The organism is Arthrobacter sp. Y3221160 (assembly GCF_059092585.1).
Genome location: NZ_JBNHHU010000001.1, coordinates 2,283,105 through 2,304,447, shown reverse-complemented (window position 1 = coordinate 2,304,447; position 21,343 = coordinate 2,283,105). Strand labels below are relative to the sequence as shown.

19 protein-coding genes and 1 tRNA gene are annotated in these 21,343 nt (G+C 67.8%); 7 read left to right on the top strand and 13 right to left on the bottom strand.

Annotation, left to right across the window (positions count from 1 at the left end; genetic code table 11):
* Window positions 1-444 precede the first annotated feature (444 nt).
* Window positions 445-517, bottom strand: a tRNA-Lys gene (locus AC5RWG_RS10780).
* 191 nt (window positions 518-708) lie between these two features.
* Here AC5RWG_RS10780 and AC5RWG_RS10775 point away from each other — a divergent pair.
* The 3 genes from AC5RWG_RS10775 to AC5RWG_RS10765 all read left to right on the top strand — a co-directional run bounded on the left by AC5RWG_RS10775 (window position 709) and on the right by AC5RWG_RS10765 (window position 3,328).
* Window positions 709-1,356: a hypothetical protein gene (locus AC5RWG_RS10775; RefSeq protein WP_494001952.1), complete on the top strand. Its 648-nt coding sequence runs from the start codon at window positions 709-711 to the stop codon at window positions 1,354-1,356.
* A 343-nt stretch (window positions 1,357-1,699) separates the two neighbouring features.
* On the top strand, window positions 1,700-2,317 hold the full coding sequence (locus AC5RWG_RS10770) for a nuclease PIN (protein WP_494049146.1): 618 nt from the start codon (window positions 1,700-1,702) through the stop codon (window positions 2,315-2,317).
* Window positions 2,318-3,328, top strand: a complete 1,011-nt coding sequence (locus AC5RWG_RS10765; RefSeq protein WP_494001950.1) for an inorganic phosphate transporter — start codon at window positions 2,318-2,320, stop codon at window positions 3,326-3,328.
* Between the two features lie 97 nt (window positions 3,329-3,425).
* Here AC5RWG_RS10765 and pstB read toward each other — a convergent pair whose 3' ends face one another.
* From pstB to pstS, 4 genes are all read right to left on the bottom strand, one after another.
* The gene (gene pstB, locus AC5RWG_RS10760; RefSeq protein WP_494001949.1) at window positions 3,426-4,205 is read right to left on the bottom strand and encodes a phosphate ABC transporter ATP-binding protein PstB; all 780 of its coding nucleotides are present in this window, start codon (window positions 4,203-4,205) and stop codon (window positions 3,426-3,428) included.
* A 26-nt stretch (window positions 4,206-4,231) separates the two neighbouring features.
* Complete coding sequence (gene pstA, locus AC5RWG_RS10755; RefSeq protein WP_494001948.1) at window positions 4,232-5,347, bottom strand: phosphate ABC transporter permease PstA; 1,116 nt, start codon at window positions 5,345-5,347, stop codon at window positions 4,232-4,234.
* Complete coding sequence (pstC, locus tag AC5RWG_RS10750) at window positions 5,347-6,273, bottom strand: phosphate ABC transporter permease subunit PstC (protein ID WP_493978329.1); 927 nt, start codon at window positions 6,271-6,273, stop codon at window positions 5,347-5,349. Before pstC ends, pstA begins: the two co-directional genes overlap by 1 nt.
* 149 nt (window positions 6,274-6,422) lie before the next feature.
* Complete coding sequence (gene pstS, locus AC5RWG_RS10745) at window positions 6,423-7,535, bottom strand: phosphate ABC transporter substrate-binding protein PstS (protein ID WP_494001946.1); 1,113 nt, start codon at window positions 7,533-7,535, stop codon at window positions 6,423-6,425.
* A 302-nt stretch (window positions 7,536-7,837) separates the two neighbouring features.
* On the opposite strand from pstS, the gene AC5RWG_RS10740 reads away from it, so the two are divergent.
* The 3 genes from AC5RWG_RS10740 (at window position 7,838) to disA (ending at window position 11,539) form a co-directional block, all read left to right on the top strand.
* Window positions 7,838-8,965, top strand: coding sequence for an FUSC family protein (locus tag AC5RWG_RS10740; RefSeq protein WP_494166887.1), 1,128 nt, complete (start codon window positions 7,838-7,840; stop codon window positions 8,963-8,965).
* A 29-nt stretch (window positions 8,966-8,994) separates the two neighbouring features.
* The gene (radA, locus tag AC5RWG_RS10735) at window positions 8,995-10,362 is read left to right on the top strand and encodes a DNA repair protein RadA (RefSeq protein WP_493978326.1); all 1,368 of its coding nucleotides are present in this window, start codon (window positions 8,995-8,997) and stop codon (window positions 10,360-10,362) included.
* 103 nt (window positions 10,363-10,465) lie between these two features.
* Window positions 10,466-11,539, top strand: coding sequence for a DNA integrity scanning diadenylate cyclase DisA (gene disA, locus AC5RWG_RS10730; RefSeq protein WP_494001944.1), 1,074 nt, complete (start codon window positions 10,466-10,468; stop codon window positions 11,537-11,539).
* A gap of 16 nt (window positions 11,540-11,555) precedes the next feature.
* Here disA and AC5RWG_RS10725 read toward each other — a convergent pair whose 3' ends face one another.
* Window positions 11,556-12,185, bottom strand: a complete 630-nt coding sequence (locus tag AC5RWG_RS10725) for a hypothetical protein (RefSeq protein ID WP_494049147.1) — start codon at window positions 12,183-12,185, stop codon at window positions 11,556-11,558.
* A gap of 86 nt (window positions 12,186-12,271) precedes the next feature.
* Between AC5RWG_RS10725 and AC5RWG_RS10720 the strand changes: the two genes are divergently transcribed.
* Window positions 12,272-13,237, top strand: coding sequence for an HhH-GPD family protein (locus tag AC5RWG_RS10720; protein WP_494166886.1), 966 nt, complete (start codon window positions 12,272-12,274; stop codon window positions 13,235-13,237).
* Between the two features lie 106 nt (window positions 13,238-13,343).
* Here the strand turns inward: AC5RWG_RS10720 and AC5RWG_RS10715 are convergent, their stop codons facing one another.
* The 7 genes from AC5RWG_RS10715 to lysS all read right to left on the bottom strand — a co-directional run bounded on the left by AC5RWG_RS10715 (window position 13,344) and on the right by lysS (window position 21,301).
* Window positions 13,344-13,511 carry a hypothetical protein gene (locus AC5RWG_RS10715; protein WP_494013367.1) on the bottom strand — a complete coding sequence of 56 codons (168 nt, stop codon included), beginning with the start codon at window positions 13,509-13,511 and terminating at the stop codon, window positions 13,344-13,346.
* A gap of 98 nt (window positions 13,512-13,609) precedes the next feature.
* Window positions 13,610-14,119, bottom strand: a complete 510-nt coding sequence (locus AC5RWG_RS10710; protein ID WP_493988474.1) for an amino-acid N-acetyltransferase — start codon at window positions 14,117-14,119, stop codon at window positions 13,610-13,612.
* A 9-nt stretch (window positions 14,120-14,128) separates the two neighbouring features.
* Window positions 14,129-16,249 carry a S9 family peptidase gene (locus tag AC5RWG_RS10705; RefSeq protein WP_494166885.1) on the bottom strand — a complete coding sequence of 707 codons (2,121 nt, stop codon included), beginning with the start codon at window positions 16,247-16,249 and terminating at the stop codon, window positions 14,129-14,131.
* A 154-nt stretch (window positions 16,250-16,403) separates the two neighbouring features.
* Complete coding sequence (locus AC5RWG_RS10700; RefSeq protein WP_494001939.1) at window positions 16,404-18,902, bottom strand: ATP-dependent Clp protease ATP-binding subunit; 2,499 nt, start codon at window positions 18,900-18,902, stop codon at window positions 16,404-16,406.
* A gap of 164 nt (window positions 18,903-19,066) precedes the next feature.
* Entirely contained in the window at window positions 19,067-19,399 is a 333-nt protein-coding gene (locus AC5RWG_RS10695; protein ID WP_493978319.1) for a histone-like nucleoid-structuring protein Lsr2, read from the bottom strand.
* A 223-nt stretch (window positions 19,400-19,622) separates the two neighbouring features.
* Complete coding sequence (locus AC5RWG_RS10690; RefSeq protein WP_493978318.1) at window positions 19,623-19,781, bottom strand: hypothetical protein; 159 nt, start codon at window positions 19,779-19,781, stop codon at window positions 19,623-19,625.
* Window positions 19,782-19,783: 2 nt separating this feature from the next.
* Entirely contained in the window at window positions 19,784-21,301 is a 1,518-nt protein-coding gene (lysS, locus tag AC5RWG_RS10685) for a lysine--tRNA ligase (protein ID WP_494166884.1), read from the bottom strand.
* Between the last annotated feature and the right edge of the window lie 42 nt (window positions 21,302-21,343).

Here is a 21,343-nt window from a genome sequence, read left to right as displayed (position 1 = left end):
CCGCGCCTCGGCACCGACCCGCGTCCGGGCTTCTCCATGCCGGGAACGCCGGAGGCCGTTCCGCGCCCGGCACGACCCGTGGCCGCGCTTCTCCACGCCGGGAAGCCCCGGACCCCGCTACGCGCTCGGCGCCGCCCGTGGCCGCGCTTCTCCACGCCGCCCCGGACGCCGCTACCCGGCGCGCTGGAGCCCGCCCGATCGGGTGAGTCGAGCAGGCTGGAGGCATTGCGCCGGGGTGGAGGCGCCGTCGTGCCGTTGTCCATGTTTTGGAGCGCCCGTAGATATAAGCGCAGGTCAGGCGCCTGTGGATAGCCAAGACGTGGACAGTTCGGCCTGAACGTGGACAAGCTTGCGTGTCGTGGGCGGCTGACCCGGCCTGCAGGCCGGGGCGTCCCATGAAAAAAGCGGCTCCGACCGGCAAACCGGTCGGAGCCGCTTTCGCGGTGGGCCCTGCGGGGATCGAACCCGCGACCCGCGGATTAAAAGTCCGATGCTCTACCAACTGAGCTAAAGGCCCGCCAGCCTGTCCACCCTGCCCCGGGCTGAAGCCCAGGCGAGGTCGGATTTGGCCAGTTCCCAGTTTATCCCACCCATCGCCGCCCGCCCGAATCCGCCGGGCGCGCGCCTTGCCGGGCTGCCCCGGAACGTCCCGTCGCCGGGGGCCACGCCTCTCTGTACCGGCGTCAGGGGCGGGAGTAAGGTCGAGGCATGAGCCCGAACAACGGAAACGATGTCCCCCGGCCGCATAAGCCGAAGCCTTTCGCGCCGGTGGATTTTGAGGACTTCGCGGGGGGTGCCGACCCGGCACGCGTCTCCGAGGCCGCCCACCTCGCGGCACAGGCCTTGGTGCACCGCGGGCGCGGCTCCGACGATCCCGAGGTGACCGCGAGGCTGGTCAAACTGGCAGACCAACAGGGGCTCGAGGCCATTGCTGAAATGTGGGCTGAAAGCCCTGCCCGTTCCCTGCCGGGGGCGCTCTGGCGCCTTTACGCCCTGCGCGCCGCGGCCCAGTCCCATCCGGACAAGCTGGCAGCCTACTTCAAGGCGGGGACGGCATCGGCAGAAGTGTCAAAGGTCATCGCCGGAGTAGCTGAACCGCCCGGCGCCGACGAAGTCCGGGCCATGGCCGACACGATTCTCTCCGGGGCCTTCGACGGTGATTTCGATGTGGCCCTTGACCGGTCGGCGGCCTTTTGCCGGATCGTCGCGCTCGGCCAGACCCACCACGCCGACTCTGCCGAGTCCGCCAACGAGAACCATGCCACCAAGCTGACGCTCAATTCACACCGGCTCGTGAAGACCGCCGAGGATCTGGAAGCGGCCGCCGTCGCCTGGCGGCGCGGCGAGCTCGACTAGCGGCCGGACGGGCCAACGGCCCCGCGGTGGTGCCCGCAGCAGCAGGACCGTCCGGAGAATGACCCTCCCGGAACGACGCGCGCGTGTACCACAGATAGCCTCTGCTGACACGTTTTTCCCCGTATTTTCGCGGCTGTTGACATCCGCAGTGAGGCGTAGAAAACTGAAGGTGGTGTCGAACTGTGGCAGCCCCGGGCTCCAACTCTTAGCCGCCTCGAGCGGCCTTCCGCCGAGAGGCGCTCCCAGTTCGGCACCATTAATTTTTGTTCGCGAAGAGGCGCTAATCTAGGCACGGCGGATGCTTCCCTTCCGCCGTACGGACCAGTGAGAAACCGCCGGTGACATGAAGCTAAGCCTCTTCCCCCAGGACACCAAGAGCCTCGAATTGCTCGCCCTCACAGCAGCCGAGCTGATGGCGGGAGTCAAGACCCTCTCGGAGATCCTCGGGGCGCCTGCGGACGACTACGACAAGCTCTCCGAAGAACTGCACGACCGCGACGCGAACGTCTCCCGGCTGCGCAACGCCCTGCTGACCACGCTGCGGACCAGCTTCGTCAATCCGCTCCCCCGCGAGGACATGTTCCAGCTCTCGCTGCACCTGGTGCACACCTTTGAACACCTCGACGGCGCCGCGGAACTGATCGCACTCAACCGGGTGAAGCGCTTGTCTACCCGGGCCTCGGAGCAGCTGGAGGTCATCGGCCGGATGTCGGAGATGACCCGGGACGCCATGCCGCGGCTGAACTCCCTGGAGGACCTTGAGGAGTACTGCATCGAGATGGTCCGGCTGGCCAAGCGGGCCGAACGCACCCACCGCGTGTGGGTCTCGGAGCTTTTGTCGGAACACAAGGGCGCCACGCTGGCCCGGCACCGCGACGTGGCCGACCAGTTGATCGCCGCCACCAAGACGCTGCGCCAAGCTTCCCACCACGTAGGCCAGATCCTGGTCAAGGAATCGTAGGTGGAGCTGTTCCTCCTGGTGCTGGTGGTCGCTTTCGCCGGCTGCTTTGCCTTCATCAACGGCTTCCATGATGTCTCCAACGCCGTCGCCACCTCGGTGCGCACGCGCGCGCTCACCCCGAATGTCGCCGTCGTGCTCGCGTCCGTCTGCAACCTGGCCGGTGCGCTGATCTCCAGCACCCTGGCCCTGGTGATCAGTACCGGTTGGATCGGCCTGCCCGAGGGCCGGTCGGGGCTGGGCATCCTGTTGGCCGGGCTGCTGAGCGCCTGCGCGTGGGGAGTTTTCACGTGGTGGCAGCGGATGCCGTCGTCGTCCACGCATGCGCTGCTGGGCGGCCTGATCGGGGCGGGGGCCGCGTCCACCCTGCTGGGCGGCGAGAACATCAGTGCCACCGAGAACCCGATCTGGGGCCAGCTGATCCTGCCGCTGCTCTTGTCGCCGTTGGTGGCGTTCGTGCTCTCCTACCTGGCGATCGTCCCCCTGACGTGGCTGGCCCGCTACCGCACCCCGCGCGAGGTCGGCCGGACCACCAGGCTGGCCCAGGCGGTCTTTGCCGGTACCTTTTCGCTGGGCCACGGCCTGCAGGACGGGCAGCGCACCATGGCCGTGGTGCTGTTAGGACTGGCAGCGGCCGGTTATGCCTCCGGCGACCGGATGCCGCTGTGGGTGCAATTGTTCGCGGCGGTGCTGCTGGCCGTGGGCGCGCTCTTCGGCGGCTGGCGGATCTCGCACACGCTCGGGTCGCGGCTGGTGCGGATCGATCCCCTGCACGGCGCCACCGCACAGGGCGTCAGCTCCGCCATGCTGTTCGTCGGGGCCATCGGGCTGCACATGCCGCTCTCCAGCACGCACACCATGACGGCGGCCATCCTGGGCGCGGGGTCCACCCAGCGGATGCATGCGGTGCGCTGGCGGGTGGCCATCCGCGTGCTGGCCACGTGGGTGCTGACCCTGCTGGCAACCTCGCTCGTCGGAGCCATCCTGCTGCTGGCCCTGGATCCGATGCTCTAGCCGGGCCATGGGCGTCCCTGGCCCTTCCCTGGCGCCTTTAAACAGCGACGGCGGCGCCTCCCGCGAGGGGAGGCACCGCCGTCGTGCTGCCGGCGTCTTACCCGAAGCGGCCGGAGACGTAGTCTTCCGTGGCCTTCTGGGTGGGGTTGCTGAAGATCGACGGGGTATCGCCGTATTCGATCAGCTTGCCCGGCTTGCCGGTGCCGGCGATGTTGAAGAACGCCGTCTTGTCGGACACGCGCGCCGCCTGCTGCATGTTGTGGGTCACGATCACCACGGTGTACTCCGTCTTGAGTTCCTCGATCAGGTCCTCGATGGCCAGCGTGGAGATGGGGTCCAGCGCCGAGCAGGGCTCGTCCATCAGGATCACCTGCGGGGACACCGCGATCGCCCGGGCGATGCACAGGCGCTGCTGCTGGCCGCCGGAAAGGCCGGAGCCGGGCTTGTTCAGCCGGTCCTTGACCTCGTTCCACAGGTTGGCGCCGGTCAGCGACTTCTCTACCAGCGCGTCCGCGTCCGACTTGGAAATGCGCTTGTCGTTCAGCTTGACCCCGGCCAGCACGTTGTCGCGGATGGACATGGTGGGGAACGGGTTGGGGCGCTGGAAGACCATGCCGATCTGGCTGCGCACGGTCACCGGGTCCACGCCCTGGCCGTAGAGGTTGTCCCCGTCGAGCAGGACTTCGCCCTCCACCCGGGCGCCGGGCAGCACTTCGTGCATGCGGTTGAGCGTGCGCAGGAAGGTGGACTTGCCGCAGCCGGAGGGGCCGATGAAAGCCGTGACGGACCGGGCGTCGATGTTGATGTTGACGTCCTCCACGGCCCGGAAGTTGCCGTAGTAGACGTTCAGGTCCTTGACGTCGATGCGTTTGGACATGGGGGTTCCTTCTCTTTGGTTCTGGCTCAGCGGCCGGTCTTGGGGGCGAAGATGCGGGCGATCAGCCGGGCGATCAGGTTCAGCAGCATGACGAAGATGATCAGGATCAGCGCAGCGGCCCAGGCACGCTGCATGCTCGGGTCCACGTTGGTGGGCGAGGTCGGGTTCATCAGCTGCCGGTAGATGAACGTGGGCAAGGTGGTCATCCAGCCGCCGAACACGTTCCAGTTGATGCTGTTCACGAAGCCCGCGGTGACCAGCAGCGGCGCCGTCTCACCGATGATGCGGGCGATGGCCAGGGTAACGCCGGAGGCGATGCCGGAGATCGCCGTCGGCACCACCACCTTCAGGATGGTGCGCCACTTGCGCACGCCCAGCGCGTAGGACGCTTCGCGCAGCTCGTTCGGGACGATCTTGAGCATTTCCTCGGTGGAGCGGACCACCACCGGGATCATCAGCACGGAGAGGGCGACGGCGGCCACGAAGCCGGTACGGGTGCTGGGCCCGAAAATCAGCCCAAACAGTGCGGCGGCGAACAGGCCGGCGACGATCGAGGGGATGCCGGTCATCACGTCCACGAAGAAGGTGATACCGCGCGAGAGCGGTCCGCCCTTGCTGTATTCGACCAGGTAGACGGCGGTGAGCAGCCCGATCGGCACCGAAATGATGGTGGCCCAGAGGGTGATCAGCACGGTACCGACGATGCCGTGGTAGGCGCCGCCGAGCACGTCGGTTCCGTTGGCGGTCGTCTCGTTGTCGATCATGCCGGTCATGCCGTTCATCGACGTGAAGACCAGGTTGTAGCTGAGTCCGGCGACGCCGTTCTGCAGCACGGTCCAGATCACGGAGATCAGCGGCACGACCGCGATGATGAACGCCGCGAAAACCAGGTTGGTGGCGAAGCGGTCCTTGGCTTTGCGCGCCCCCTCGACGGAGAGCGTCACGATGTAGCCGGCAATCACGAAGATTACGGCCGAGAACAAGGCCCAGGAGACGAGGCCGAAACCGATCAGCGACGAGGCCGCGGCGCCTAGGATGAGCGAGCCGGCGGCGACGGCCCAGATGGCCCAGCCGGGCATCTGGTTTTTGGTGAGCGTGTTGCGCTTGGTCGGGGCGGGGGTTTCAGTGAGCAGTTTGGACATCAGTTGGCTCCCGAGAATTCCTTGTGCCGGCTGATGATCCAGCGGGCGACCATGTTCACGGCCAGGGTAATGACGAACAGCACCAGGCCGGCGGCGATCAGTTCGGACAAGCGCAGCCCGTACGCTTCGGGGAAGTTCAGGGCAATCTCGGCGGCAATCGTCTGGTTGCCCGACTTGATCAGGCTGGCGATGAGCCCGCCGCCGGAGAGCACCATGGCCACCGCCATTGTCTCGCCGAGCGCGCGTCCGAGGCCCAGCATCACCGCGCTGACGATGCCCGGGCGGGCGAACGGGAAGACGGCCATCTTGATCATTTCCCACCGGGTGGCGCCCATGGCCAGGGCCGCTTCCTCGTGGAGCTTGGGCGCCTGCAGGAAGATTTCGCGGCTGAGCGAGGTGATGATCGGCAGGATCATCACGGACAGCACGATTCCGGCCGTCAGCATGGTCTTGCCGGTCTGGCTGGCGGGGCCTTCGAAGATCGGGATCCAGCCGGCGTTCTCCGCCAGCCAGGTGTAGGGACCGACGAGCGCGGGCGCCAGCACGGTCATGCCCCAGGCGCCGTAGACCACCGAGGGGATGGCGGCCAGCAGGTCCACCACGTAGCCGAGGCCCTGGGAGAGTCGCCGCGGTGCGTAGTGGGAGATGAAGAGTGCGACTCCCACGCCGACCGGGGTCGCCAGCAGCAGGGCGATCGCCGCGGCGATCAGCGTGCCGATGACGATGGGCCAGATGTAGCCCCAAAAGCCGTTCCCGCCGGAAATGGCGGCCGGGTCTGCCCCGAACGTCGGCAGGGCCTGCCACAGCAGGAACGCCGCCACGCAGAACAGCACGAAGAGGATCAGGCACCCCGCGGCAAGCGCAAGGCCGGAAAAGACCTTGTCGCCGGCGCGGCCCTGGCCGGTCTCGGTCAATGTTTGGGACACTTCATAACCCTTCGGGTTCTGTACTTCGTCTAGCTGTTCTGCCAGTCTTGCGGCTTCGTTCCGTCCGGGCAATTTCGCCCCGGCCGGAACACGGCTGCGCCCCGCGCGTCAAACTGCGACGGCGCGGGGCCAACCGGACTTCGTGTGGGCTACGACTTCACCGAGATGGAGTCGATAGCCGCCTTGGCCTGCTCGCGCAGGGTCTCGGAGATCGGCGCGTTGCCGGCCGAGTCCTGCGCGGCCTGCTGTCCTTCTTCGCTGATCACGTAGTTGCCGAAGGCCTTCACCAGGTCAACGGTGTTCTGATCAGCATATGTCGAGCAGTAGATGTGGTAGGAAACCAGCACGATCGGGTAGGCGCCGGATTCGGTGGTGTCGCGGTCGAGGTCCAGGGACATGTCAAGCTCGCCGCGGCCCTCGACCGGGGTGGCAGCCTCAACGGCCTTGGACGCGGCCTCGGGGCTCAGTTCGACGTATTCCTCGCCGACCTTGACCTTCACGGTACCCAGGTCGCCGACGGCCGAAGCGTCGGCGTAGGTGATGGCCCCGTTGGTCGCGGTGGTGGCGGAAACCACACCGGAGGTGCCCTGGGCGTTCTCGGCCTGGAGCTTGGCGGGCCATTCCCCGGAGACTTCGTCGGTCCAGACGTCGCCGGCGGCGGCAGCCAGGTACTCCACGAAGTTCTCGGTGGTGCCGGACTCGTCGGAGCGGTGGACCACGGTGATGGGGGTGTCGGGCAGTTCCACACCCTCGTTCTGCGAAGCGATGGCTTCGTCGTTCCACGTGGCGATTTCGCCGCGGAAGACCTTGGCGATGGTCTCGGCGTCCATGTTGATGGAGTCCACGCCTTCGAGGTTGAAGGCGACGGCGATCGGGGAGACGTAGCCGGGGATGTGCATGGCGCCGTCGGGGCCGCAGACCTCCTTGGCCTGCTCCCATTCTTCCTCGTCCATGTAGGCGTCCGAGCCGGCGAACTGCACGCCGCCGGCCAGGAAGGCGTCGCGGCCGGCGCCGGAGCCGTCCGGCGAGTACTGCACGCTGGCCTCGGGGTTCTGCGCGCCGAAGCCGGCAATCCAGGCCTGCATGGCGGAATCCTGCGAGGAAGCGCCCGCGCCGGAGAGCGTGCCCGAAACCGTTGCTGCGGTCTCGGTGCTGCCTGCGGCGGCCTGGCTGCCGGTGGCGTTGTCGGAGCCACAGGCCGTCAGCGCCAGCGCTGCAACGGAGAGGACGGCGGCCGCGCGGCCGATGCGAAGTGCCTTCACGTGTATGGTCCCTTTCAGGGTGAGAACGGATCAGGACGACCGGACGTGTTTTCGCCCTGGCGTCGTGCTCCCTCGAGGCTATGGGCGCCACGTAAAGAATGTGCACGGCCAAAGTGAACGCAAGGTGAACAAGACCGGACGGTTTGCTAACCGACGGCGTGCAGGCCTTGCCTTTGTGAGCGCACTCATACTAGGGGCGGGGGCCGGGCCGGGGTCTTGCAGGCCGGACGGGGGCCCGGGGGCGGCCGTGCCGACGCCGTGGGCCCGGACGGGGCCGGGCGAGCCCCGCCTAGACTGGGAACATGAGCGCAGGCACCCCGTTGGCACAGGCCCGGTCGTTCCTGCGCAAACGCGGACGCGCCGGCTTCAGCCGCAGCAAGTCCTCGGTCATGCCCGCGGTGCGGATCACCTTCTGCGCCGTTGCCGCTTACGTCGTGGCCGAGCAGGTCCTGGGCCACGAAGGCCCGCTGTTCGCCGCCACCTCGTCCATCATTGCGCTCGGTTTCTCCACGGGGCCCCGGGCGCGCAAAGTGCTCGAAGTGGCCATCGGCTGCACGCTGGGCATCGCGGTGGGCGATCTGCTGCTGCACTTCCTCGGGCCGGGCATCTGGCAGGCAGCCCTGGTGCTGCTGGTTTCCATCCTCCTGGCCCGGTTCCTGGACAGCGGCACCATCTTCACCACGCAGATGGCGCTGCAGTCGGTGCTGGTGGTGCTGCTGCCCGCCCCGGACGGGGGGCCGTTCACCCGCAGCCTCGATGCCGTCATCGGCGGCGCCTTCGCGATGCTCGTGACCATGTTGATCCCCGGCGACCCGCGCTCCGAACCGCGATCCAAGCTGCAGACGCTCCTCGACGAACTTGCCTCGGTGCTGCGCGAGTGTTCCGTCGCCCTCGCCAACAGCGACTCCACCAAGGCCTGGCACGCCCTGGTTAGGGCGCGGGGCAGCCAGAACCTGATCGACGACGTCCGCGGCAGCTTCAGCTCGGCGCGGGAAGTGGCCCGGATTTCGCCGGCGCACCGCCGCCACCGGGACGAGGTGGGGGACCTGCAGGATGCTGCGGAGATGGCGGATTTGGCCATGCGCAACAGCCGGGTCTTCTCCCGGCGCCTGACGTCCGTGATCAACCACGCGGCCATGTCCGACGAGGCGATCGCAAGCTTCTCCGAGGTGCTCCAGGAGACCGCCGACGCCGTCGAAATCCTCGCTGCAGGGCTTTCCGACCGGGACCCGGGCGCCCGCGAACGCCGGCTCTCCGGCGCCCGCAACGATTTGGCGGAGATTGCCACGCGCCTGCACCCCAAGACCCTCGGCGTCATCACCCTGGAGGGCGAGGGCCTGATCCTGGTCTTCCGGCCGCTCATGGTGGACCTGCTCAAGGCCGCCGGGCTGAGCCAGGACGACGCCACGTCCTACCTGCCCAGGCTCTGATTGTCCGGCGCCCCGGTTACTGTGGGTCCATGAGCACCAAGACCCGTTCCAAGGCCCCCGCCTACCGCTGCGCCGAATGCGGCTGGAGCACGGCTAAATGGGTGGGCCGGTGCGGCGAGTGCCAGGCCTGGGGAACGGTTGAAGAGGCCACCCAGGTGGTGGCGCGCACCACGGCCGCGGCCGCCGTCTCGCGGCCCGCGGAACGAATTGCCGACGTCGATGCCACCACCGCGGCATTCCGGGCCACCGGCGTGGGCGAACTCGACCGGGTGCTCGGCGGCGGCCTGGTCCCCGGTGCTGTCATCCTGCTGGCCGGCGAGCCGGGCATCGGCAAGTCCACCTTGCTGCTGGATGTTGCCGCCCGGGTAGCCCGGCTGGACCGCGACGTGCTCTACGTCACCGGCGAAGAGTCGGCGGCCCAGGTGAAGCTGCGGGCCGAACGGATTTCGGCGGTGGCTGACAACCTGTACCTAACCGCCGAGACAGACCTCGGGATAGCGCTGGGGCACGTGGAGCAGCTGGAGCCGGCGCTGCTGATCGTGGACTCGGTCCAGACGCTCAGCAGCAGCGCGGTGGAGGGAGCCGCCGGCGGCGTGACGCAGGTGCGCGAGGTCGCCGCCTCACTGATTAACGCCGCCAAGCGCAAGGGCATGACCACCATCCTGGTGGGGCACGTAACCAAGGACGGTTCGATCGCCGGGCCCCGGCTGCTGGAGCATCTCGTGGACGTGGTCTGCCAGTTCGACGGCGACCGGCACTCGCGCCTGCGGCTGGTGCGTGCGGTCAAGAACCGCTACGGCCCGACCGACGAGGTGGGTTGCTTCGACCTGACCGAGGCCGGCATCGAAGGCCTGACGGACCCGAGCGGCCTGTTCGTGTCCCGGACCAAGGACCCGGTCTCCGGCACCTGCATCACCGTGACGCTGGAGGGCCGGCGGCCGCTGGTGGCCGAGGTGCAGGCGTTGCTGGCCGAGACCTCCAATGCGCAGCCGCGGCGCGCCACCAGCGGACTGGATTCTTCCCGTGTGGCCATGATGATGGCCGTGCTGCAGCGCCGCGCCTCCATGTCGCTGCACAAGGACGACAGCTACGTGGCGACGGTGGGCGGGGTCCGGCTCAGCGAACCCGCCACGGACCTGGCCACCGTGCTTGCCATCGCCTCGGCCAAGACCAACCAGCCGCTCCCGGCCCAGCTGATCGCCTTCGGCGAGGTCGGCCTGGCCGGCGAAGTGCGTCCGGTGCCGGGAATATTGCGGCGGATCCAGGAGGCCGAACGGCTCGGGTTCACGCACGCGATCGTGCCGGCGTCCCCCGACGGGGCAGGCCAGGTGCCGGCCGGCTTCACGGTCAAGGAAGTACATACGGTCTCCGAAGCGCTGTCCACGCTGTTCCGCTGAGCGCCGGGAGCGGATTAGCCAAGGTCCGGCCTTATCATGGACCCTGGGGCTGTCAGGACGGCGGCCTCGTCCCCATGCCCGCCGGCCCTAAGGAAACTCCCCCATGGTCAAGAGCCCCGAGGACGCCCTTAAGGCGACCCTGGCCCGTGTAGCTCCGGGAACCCAGCTGCGCGACGGGTTGGAACGGATTCTCCGCGGGCGCACCGGCGCGCTCATCGTGCTCGGCTACGACCAGCAGGTGGAAAAGATCAGCAGCGGCGGCTTCGACATCGGGATCGACTTCTCCCCCACCCGGCTGCGCGAACTGGCCAAGATGGACGGGGCGATCGTCTGCGACAAGGACGCGGCGAACATCCTCAAGGCCGCCGTGCAGCTGGTCCCCGACCCGTCGATTCCCACGCAGGAGTCGGGCACGCGCCACCGCACCGCCGAACGGGTCGCCATCCAGACCGGGCTGCCGGTCATCTCGGTCAGCCAGTCCATGCAGATCATCGCGTTGTATGTGGAAGGCATCCGGCACGTGCTGGAGGGCTCGGAGCCGGTGCTCGCCCGCGCCAACCAGGCGCTGGCCACGTTGGAGCGGTACCGCGCCCGGTTGGACCAGGTCACGAGCTCCTTGTCCGCGCTGGAGATCGAGGCCATGGTCACCGTGCGGGACGTGGCGGTCACCCTGCAGCGGCAGGAAATGGTCCGCCGCATCTCCGACGAGATCTCCCAGTACGTGCTGGAGCTCGGCGTGGACGGGCGCCTGCTCTCCCTGCAGCTGGATGAACTGACCTCGGGGCTGGGCCCGGACAGCGAGATGATCCTCCGCGACTACGCGGACATCAAGGGTGGCATCGACGTCGACGCCGCCCTGCACACGCTGCGCGGTTTCACTTCGAACGACCTGATCGACCTGGGCCGCGTCGCCAGCGTGATCGGCATCCAGGTGGGGCAGGATTCCCTCGACGCCGTGGTCCAGCCGCGCGGCTACCGGCTGCTGGCCGCAGTCAAGTCGGTGCCGCGGGCGGTGGCGGACCGGCTGGTCGACCACTTCGGCGGACTGCAGTCGCTGATGGCGGCCAATATCGACGACCTGATGGCGGTGGACGGCATCGGCGAACAGCGGGCCCGCGTGATCCGCGAGGGCCTGTCCCGCATCGCCGAAACCAGCCTGCTGGACCGGTTCCTCTGATCCCTTCGGGCGTGCGCTATCGCAGTTCGAACACGGTCTTGTCGCTGGTCTTCTTGTCCAGCTTGGTGACCAGGACGTAGGTGCCCGGCTGCGGGTTGGCTTCCACCGGGGTGCAGCCCGGTGCGGTGCGGTTCCGTTCCCAGACGAAACGGGCCTGCTCGGCCTTGCCCGGTTCAAGGGTCATCATCAACGGCTCGGGGTCCACCTGGCAGTCCTTGGAGGAAAAGATCCGGTCTTCTCCGCTGGTGACCAGGAATTCCATGGCGTCGGTGCCGACGTTGACTTCGCACGGCCCCTTGCCCTCGTTGGCCACCTCCAGGATGAGGGTGGGGTTCTCCCCGCTGCCGTAGGCCGGGGCGTCCGTTTCCGCCCGGACGACGACGTCCTGGTCCTCGCAGCCTGCCGGCTCCGGGGATGCCGGGCTGGCGGACGCGGGACTGGAGGCCGCCGGTTCCGGCGCCTCCGCCGCTGCTTCGGGATCTCCCCGGCCCAGCAAACCGGCGACCCACCATCCGGCGGCCACCAGGGCGGCCAGCAGCAGCACGGCCAGGGCCAGCACCACCAAACGACGGCGGCGGTAAACGGCAGGGCTGGGCCGCCGGACGGGAGCCTGCCCGCGGGTGCCGGATGTGCCGTTGCCTGCCATGCCTTAAGGCTAAGGACAGCGGCGGCCCGTGCCGTCACCACCACGCCGGGCAGTACAGTATTGGTTGGTCACACCGTAGGAGTTCCATGCCCCGCCCCGCCGCCGCACCGGCACAGTCCACAGAACCGGCCGAAGCCGAACTGCTGCATTCGCGTATCCGGACCTGGTTCGCGGCCAGCGCGCGGGACCTGCCCTGGCGCCGCGCGGACTGCAGCCCCTGGGGCATCCTCGTCAGCGAATTCATGCTGCAGCAGACCCCCGTGGTCCGGGTGCTGCCTGTCTGGGAGCAGTGGATGCGGCGCTGGCCGCGCCCGGCCGACCTCGCCGCCGATCCGGCCGGGGAAGCGGTCCGGGCCTGGGGCAGGCTGGGGTATCCGCGCCGTGCGCTGCGCCTGCATGCCGCAGCTGCCGCCATCGTGGACCGGCACGGCGGCCGCGTGCCGGATGACCATGCCAGCCTGCTGCAGCTCCCCGGCGTCGGAACCTACACCGCGGCCGCCGTCGCTTCCTTCGCCTTCGGGCTGCCGGAAACCGTGGTGGACACGAACATCCGTCGCGTGCACGCCCGGCTGGTCAGCGGAGCCGCGCTGCCCGCGCCATCGCTGACTGCCGCCGAAATGCGCACGGCGCACCAGCTGATGCCGGCCCACGGCACCAAGGAGTGGAATGCCGGCGTCATGGAACTCGGCGCGCTGATCTGCACGGCGAGGTCGCCGCAATGCGATGCCTGCCCCGTGCTGGACCGCTGTGCCTGGGTCAGGGCCGGCCGGCCCGAGGCCCATTACGTGCCCAAAGGCCAGGCCTGGGCGGGCACCGACCGGCAGGTGCGAGGGGCCATGATGGCCGTGTTGCGCGAGGCCGAGTCCTCGGTTCCGCGCGAGGTCCTGCTCGGCAGCGTTGACCTGGCCGATCTGCCCGCGGCTTACCGGACGCCGCTCGCGGCACTGCGCGCACTGCCTGCCGGGGACGAACAACTCGGCCGCGCCCTGGACGGGCTGATCGCGGACGGTTTGGCCGTCGCGTCGGGCGGGGGCGTCGGCCTGCCCGGGTAGGAAACCGGTTCCTGCAGCCGACGGGTGGGAGCGCAGCCTGCGCTGCGGCCCGGCGGGGCCGCTAGTTGTCGCCGCCGCCGGAAGGATTTTGCCGGCCCCCGACACTTCAGTCGGCCTGGCCGCCCGGTCCGCCTGGGCCGCCGCTCTGCTCCTGCTGGTCGTCGTCGGCGTCACCGGCCTTGTCCTTGAGGCCGTCCAGCTTGTCTCCCTGCAGTTTGGCCGAGCCGTCCTGCTGCTCTGCCTTGCCGCCGCCGGGGTTACTCTCCACACCCATGGTCATCCTCACCGTCGCGCCGGCACGAGGGGCCGGCTGTTCCCTCCCCAACGCCTCCACCCTAGGGGCCCGGGCGGAACGTGTCGACGGACGGGCGATCAAAGCCTGCGGATCATCCGCGTGTTGCCCAAGGTATTGGGTTTGACCCGGGCCAGGTCGAGGAACTCCGCCACGCCTTCGTCCGTGGAACGCAGCAGCTCGGAATACACCTCGGGGTCCACCACCGACTGGTCGGCCATCACCTCGAAACCGTGCCGGGTGAAAAAGTCCACCTCGAAGGTCAGGCAGAACACGCGGCTGACGCCCAGGTCCTTGGCGGCGGCGATCAGCTCGTCGAGCAGGGCCCGGCCCACTCCCCTGCCCCGCCAGTGCGCCGCGGTGGCCAGCGTGCGGACCTCGGCGATGTCCTCCCACATGACGTGCACGGCCCCGCAGCCCACGATCTCGCCCGCCGGGGTCTCCGCGACCCGGAACTCCTGGATGCCTTCGAAGTACGCCACGGCCTCCTTCTCCAGCAGCACCCGCTTGTCGGCCAGCGGCTTGACCAGCCGGCGGATCTGGACGACGTCGGAGGTGCGGGCGGGGCGGATACTGAAGGCGTCGGTCACCCAGCCAGTCTAAAGCCCCAGTTCGGCCGGCAACTCCGTCTCCTGCTCCAGCACGTGGCGGGCGAGGAAGTTGCACACCACCGAATACCAGATCCGGGCATGTTGCGGTGAGAGCACCCAGTGGTTCTCGTCCGGGAAGTACAGGAACCGGTGCGGGGTCTTCCCGTCCGCTCCGGCGGCCAGCTGCGAGCGTGACAACAGTTCGTACCAGAGCCGCAGCCCTTCCCCGATCGGCACCCGGTAGTCCTTGTCCCCGTGCACCACCAGCATGGGGGTGTTGATGTTCTGCACGTGCAGGTGCGGGGAGTTCTCCAGGGTTATCTCCGGCGTCATCTCCCGCTCCCAGTACGGGGAGACGTCCGTCGTCGGCCCGAACTGGTCCAGCGCCCAGAGGCTGGCGTGGGTGACGATGGCCCGGAACCTGTCGGTATGCCCGGCGATCCAGTTGGCCATGTAACCGCCGAAGGAACCGCCCATCGCGGCCGTCCGCGTCCCGTCGATGTCATCACGCTGCACGGCGGCGTCGGTGATGGCCATCAGGTCCTCATAGGGCGCCTGCCCCCACTGCCCCCAGCCCCGCCGGATGAAGTCGTCGCCGTAGCCGGTGGACAGGGCCGGGTCCGGCAGCAGGACCGCGTACCCCTGCGCCACCAGCAGCCAGGGGCACCAGCGCCAGCTCCATGCGTTCCAGGAGCCGAGCGGGCCGCCGTGCACCCACAGCACCAGCGGCGCCGGCTTTTGCGCTGACGCTTCAGCGGGCAGGGCCAGCCAGGCGCGCACCGGAATGTTCGCGCCCCGGGCGGCCACCGGCGTCGTGATCTCTTCCAGCCTCCCGCCCACCTCCGGGCGGGGTGCGGGCGAGGGCAGGACCGTGGCCTCGCCGGAGGACAGGTCGATGCGCACCGGCTCGGGCGGAAACAGGTAGGAGCTGCGCAGCGCGTAGGCGAACTGCCCGTCCGGGCTGACCACGACGTCGGTGTAGGCCGCATCGTCGTGCGTCACCTGGCGCACGGCACCGGTGAGGGCGTCGATGCAGAACACCGGGGTGCGGCCGCCGTCGTCTGCGGTGACCAGCAGGCCCGAACCGTCGGGCAGCCAGGCTGCGGGGCTGGGCCAGCGGTCCCAGTCGGCTGCCAGCGGCCGCAACTCGCCGCCGGCCAGCGGGAGCAGGCCCAGGGTCACGGAAGGAATGGTCTGCGGCCCGGAGACGGTCTCGCAGACCACCACAACGGTGCGGTTGTCGGGGCTGACCGGGCCCGGCGCATAGTCGGTGTCCGGGCTCTCCAGCAGGATCCGCTGCACGCCGGTGGCCGTGTCCACGGCGGCCAGCACGCTGCGGGCGTCGCCCCGCGCCAGCGGCCGGCGGACGTTGACCACCAGGGTGGCGCCGTCCGGGCTCAGCTCGGCGGCGGTTTCCAGCAAGGCGTTTCCCGCCCAACCGGTGATGTTGCGCAGCCGGCCTTGCGGCTCGTCGTCCACGGTTATGGTTCGGGCAGCCTCCTCCGCATTGTCCTCCAGTACGAAGTGCCGCTTCTGTCCCGGCCCCAGATCGTGGTCCCAGAAGCGCACCGGGTACCCGGAATGCAGGACCGCCGAGACCTTTTTGTCCTTCCGCGCGGCACGGCGGTCGGCGTCGTCCTCTTCGTCGACGGCCCCGCCCAACACCTGGGCGTCGACCACCACGGTGTCGGCCGCCCGCGCGCAGCGGACCGCCGCGATTCCGCCCGGGCGGGAGAGCACGATGCGGCCTTCGCCACCGGCGGCCGGCAAGCGCCACAGGGCCGGGATCGGTTCCTTCTCCGGGTCCTCGGGATCCGGGCGGGCGGACGTGAAGTACAGGTCGCCGTTGCGGGCAAAAGCCGCGCCGGACTCGCCCTTGGAGCTGCGCGTCATCCGGCGTGCCGGGCGGTGACCGGCCGGGTCGACCTCCCAGAGGGACGAGACGTAGTCGGTGCAGGCGGGGTTCAGCACGCTGACGCAGGTTACCAGGCGGCTGCCGTCCGGGCTGAGGGCCAGGGAGCCGAGCCGCGGCAACGCGATGAAGCGGTCCAGGTCGTGGAACGGGGTGGCGGCACCCTGCTGGAGGGGCAGCTCGGGCCGCATTTCGGAAGTGATTGCTTCAGAACGCATGGAGTAAGTAAACACTACTTGTGTGCCGGATCACAGGAGATGGCGGCAATTCGCGGCTTTGCTACGCCGCCTCCGGCCCCGGTATCAACACCCTCCGGTTAAGCGGGAGAACCCCGGCCGAAGCCGGGGCTCTCCCTGCGCAGTACGGTGCAGGCTACTGGGACAGTGCCGGGGTGTCCGGGACTCCCTCGATTGCCTTGGGCGCTCCGGTGCTGCTGAAGACGAACGTCGCGGCGTCGTCTTCGCCCTCGACGTCCACGTGGATGGTCTCGCCCGGGTGGAACTCGCCGAAGAGGATCTTCTCGGAGAGCTGGTCCTCGATCTCCCGCTGGATGGTCCGGCGCAGGGGCCGGGCACCCATGGTGGGATCGTAGCCGCGGGTGGCCAGCAGCACCTTGGCCGCGTCGGTCAGGTCGATCTTGAGGTTCTTCTCGGCGAGCCGCTTCCGCAGGCGCTCGACGAACAGATCCACGATCTGGACGATTTCTTCCTCGCTCAGCTGCGGGAAGACCACGGTGTCGTCGACGCGGTTCAGGAACTCGGGCCGGAAGTGCTGCTTGAGCTCATCCTGGACCCGGGCGCGCATCCGTTCGTACCCGGTCTTGGTGTCCGTGCCGGACTGGAAACCGGTCATGACGCCCTTCGAGATGTCGCGGGTGCCAAGGTTGGTGGTCATGATGATCACCGTGTTCTTGAAGTCCACGACGCGACCCTGGCTGTCCGTCAGGCGGCCGTCCTCGAGGATCTGCAGCAGCGAGTTGAACAGGTCGGCGTGCGCCTTCTCCACCTCGTCGAAGAGCACCACGGAGAACGGGCGGCGGCGGACCTTTTCGGTCAGCTGACCGCCTTCCTCGTAGCCCACGTATCCCGGAGGGGCACCGAACAGCCGCGAGACCGTGTGCTTCTCCGAGTACTCGGACATGTCCAGGGTGATCAGCGCGTCTTCCTCGCCGAAGAGGAATTCCGCCAGGGCCTTGGCGAGCTCGGTCTTGCCGACGCCGGTGGGGCCGGCGAAGATGAACGAGCCGGAGGGACGGTTGGGGTCCTTCAGGCCGGCACGGGTACGGCGGATCGCCTGCGAGATGGCCTTGATCGCCTCGTCCTGGCCGATCACGCGCTTGTGCAGCTCGGCCTCCATGTGCATCAGGCGGCTGGACTCTTCCTCGGTCAGCTTGAACACGGGGATGCCGGTGGAGTTGGCCAGCACTTCTGCCACCAGGTCCTCGTCCACCTCGGCGATCTCATCCAGGTCCCCGGACTTCCAGGCGCGTTCCTTTTCGGCCCGCTCGTCCTGCAGCCTGCCTTCCTGGTCCCGCAGCGTCGCGGCGCCCTCGAAGTCCTGGGCGTCAATGGCCGATTCCTTCTGCTTCTTCAGCTCGGCGATGCGCTCGTCGATGTCCTTGAGCTCCGGCGGTGCGGTCATCCGGCGGATGCGCAGCCGCGCCCCGGCCTCGTCGATCAGGTCGATTGCCTTGTCCGGCAGGAAGCGGTCGGAGATGTACCGGTGGGCCAGGTGCGCGGCGGCATCCAGGGCGCCGTCGGTGATGGACACGCGGTGGTGCGCCTCGTAGCGGTCCCGCAGTCCCTTGAGGATCAGCACGGCGTGCTCCACGGACGGCTCTTCCACCTGGATCGGCTGGAACCGGCGCTCCAGCGCGGCGTCCTTCTCGATGTGCTTGCGGTACTCGTCCAGGGTGGTGGCACCGATGGTCTGCAGTTCGCCACGCGCCAGCATCGGCTTCAGGATGGAGGCCGCGTCGATCGCGCCCTCGGCGGCACCCGCACCCACCAGGGTGTGGATCTCGTCGATGAACAGGATGATGTCGCCACGGGTCCGGATTTCCTTCAGGACCTTCTTCAGCCGCTCCTCGAAGTCACCGCGGTAGCGCGACCCGGCCACCAGGGACCCCAGGTCCAGCGTGTAGAGCTGCTTGTCCTTGATGGTCTCCGGCACGTCGCCGCGGACGATCGCCTGGGCCAGGCCCTCGACGACGGCTGTCTTGCCGACGCCGGGCTCACCGATCAACACCGGGTTGTTCTTGGTGCGGCGGGAGAGCACCTGCATGACGCGTTCCATCTCGTGCTCGCGCCCGATGACCGGGTCGAGCTTGGATTCACGCGCAGCCTGTGTGAGGTTCCGGCCGAACTGGTCCAGCACCACCGATCCTGCAGGAGTGCCTTCCTGCTGCTGACCGGCGGTGACCGGCTCCTTGCCCTGGTAGCCGGAGAGCAGCTGGATGACCTGCTGGCGCACGCGGTTGAGGTCGGCGCCCAGCTTGACCAGCACCTGCGTGGCCACGCCTTCGCCTTCGCGGATCAGGCCCAGCAGGATGTGCTCGGTGCCGATGTAGTTGTGGCCGAGCTGCAGGGCCTCGCGCAGCGACAGCTCCAAAACCTTCTTGGCACGCGGCGTGAACGGAATGTGGCCGCTCGGAGCCTGCTGGCCCTGGCCGATGATCTCCTGGACCTGCTCACGAACGCCGTTCAGGGAGACGCCGAGGAACTCCAGTGCTTTGGCGGCAACGCCCTCACCCTCGTGGATCAATCCGAGGAGGATGTGTTCGGTGCCGATGTAGTTGTGGTTGAGCATGCGGGCTTCTTCTTGAGCCAGCACGACAACGCGACGGGCACGGTCGGTAAATCTCTCAAACATCTCGCACACTCCTAGCTACTGCGTACTTTGATGCTACGTGCCCGGATGGCTGTTGTGCGTTCTGTTCGCCCTAGGGGTAATGCCCCCTGCAGGACGGCAAACGGGGCGGACAGTTGCCTGTCCGCCCCGCCGATCGATCTGCCCGTGATGGAACGGGCCGCCCGTTATCCCCCGTGGGCGGCCTTGTAGGCCTCGATGATTTCAGATTGCACACGTCCGCGGTCGCTAACGTTGTAACCGTTCTCCCGTGCCCACGCGCGGATCGCCGAGGCGTCCTGGTTGCGTGTGCCGCCGGCCGGCTTGGCGGCCTTGGAGCCCCGGGCAGGAATCTTCCGGCCGGAAGAAATGTACGGCTTGAGCGCGTCGCGAAGCGCCTCGGCATGCGATGAAGAAAGATCAATTTCGTAGCTGCTGGAATCCAGGCTGAACCGGACCGTTTCATCGGCCGAGCCACCATCCAGATCATCAACCAGAATGATTTTTACTTCTTGCGCCACAGAAGGCTCCTTTTGGGTGGGTGGATCTATATGTCCGGTATAATCCGAACCATACTTATTATGTCCTACACTCCATTTCAAGGCAATACAGCCGGATTCGATCGTCCTGCAATCCCGGCATGGATCAGATCCGATTTGACCAGGTGGGAAATACCGGTATAGCGCGGGCGAATGTGATTAAAGGAAAAACCCCGGACAATTGATGCTTGTCCGGGGCCTTCCCCTATTCCTCGCGGCCTTCGGCCGCGCGCCTTTCGGCCTCGCGTTCGGCCTCGGCCAGCGCTTCGCGTTCTTTCCGGTCGGCGTTGAATATGGCTTTCATCACGAAATAGAACAAAAGCCCGACACCCAGCGACGGCGCAAGTACCCACAGATATTCCATGCTCAGCCCAGCTCCGGCTTCAGCAGCGGGAACAGAATCGTTTCGCGGATTCCCGCCTGGGTGAAAAGCATCACCAATCGGTCGATGCCCAGTCCGATACCGCCCATCGGCGGCGCGCCGTATTCGAGGGCACGCAGGAAGTCTTCGTCCAGTTGCATCGCTTCCTCGTCTCCGGCCGCCGCCATTCGCGACTGCTCGGTCAGGCGTTCGCGCTGAATCACCGGATCAATCAGCTCGGAGAAAGCGGTGCCGCGTTCCATGCCCCCGATAATCAGGTCCCAGGCCTCAATCAACTCCGGATTGTCGCGGTGGTTGCGCGCGAGCGGCTGCGCTGCCGGCGGGTAGTCGTAAACGAAGGTCGGCTGCAGCAGCGTCGGTTCGACGATTTCACCGAACAGCTCGACGACCACCTTCTGGGTATCCCACTTCGGGTCGATCTTCACGCCGTGCTGTTCGGCAATGTCGCGCAGCTCTTCACCGCCCGTCTGCGGGGTGATTTCCCGGCCCACCGCTTCGGACAAACCGGGATAGACACCCAGCCAGCGCCATTCCCCATTGAGGTCAATAGTGCCCTGCGGAGTTTCAATGACGCGCGTGCCGATGGTGTCGGCCACATTCAGGATCATTTCCTTCATGCGCTCCCCCATGACGAACTGGTCGGCATACGCCTCGTAGCTTTCCAGCGTGGTGAATTCGGGGCTGTGGGTGGAGTCAACGCCTTCATTGCGGAAGATCCGGCCGATCTCAAAGACCCGGTCTATGCCGCCGACCACCGCGCGCTTGAGGTACAGCTCCGTGGCAATGCGCAAGGTCATGTCCTGGTCAAAGGCGTTCAGGTGTGTCTCGAAGGGACGGGCCGTCGCGCCTCCGTGCACCAGTTGCAGCATGGGGGTTTCCACTTCCACGTAGCCGTGGGAGTGCAGGGTTTCGCGGATGGAGCGGATGACGGCGGCGCGGGTGTAAACCATCTGGCGTGCTTCGTCGCGCACCATGAGGTCCACGTACCGCTGCCGCACGCGGGTTTCTTCACTCAGGCCGGCGTGCAGCACGGGCAGCGGACGCAACGCCTTGGAGGCCATCTGCCAGCTGTCGGCCATCACGGACAGCTCGCCGCGCTTGGAGCTGATGACTTCGCCGCGGATGAACACATGGTCGCCCAGGTCCACGAGGGCCTTCCAGTCCGCGAGCGCTTCCTCGCCGATGTTCGCCAGGCTCAACATTGCCTGCAGACGGACGCCGCTGCCTTCCTGCAGGGTCGCGAAGCAGAGTTTGCCGGTGTTGCGGATGAAGACCACGCGCCCGGACACTCCCACGACGTCGCCGGTGCTCTCGTCTGCCTCGAGGTGGCCGTACTTTTCGCGCACCTCGGCCAGCGTATGGGTCCGGTCCACGCCCACCGGGTACGCCTCGACGCCGCGCTCCAAGAGTTTGGCGCGCTTGGCCATGCGCACGTGCATCTGCTCGGAGGCGTCGGCAGCCTCGGCTGCGGGATGTGGGGTGGGGGAATTATCGCGGGTCACGGTAGTTAAGGGTACCGGTACCGGGGCCGGGCCAGCCAAACG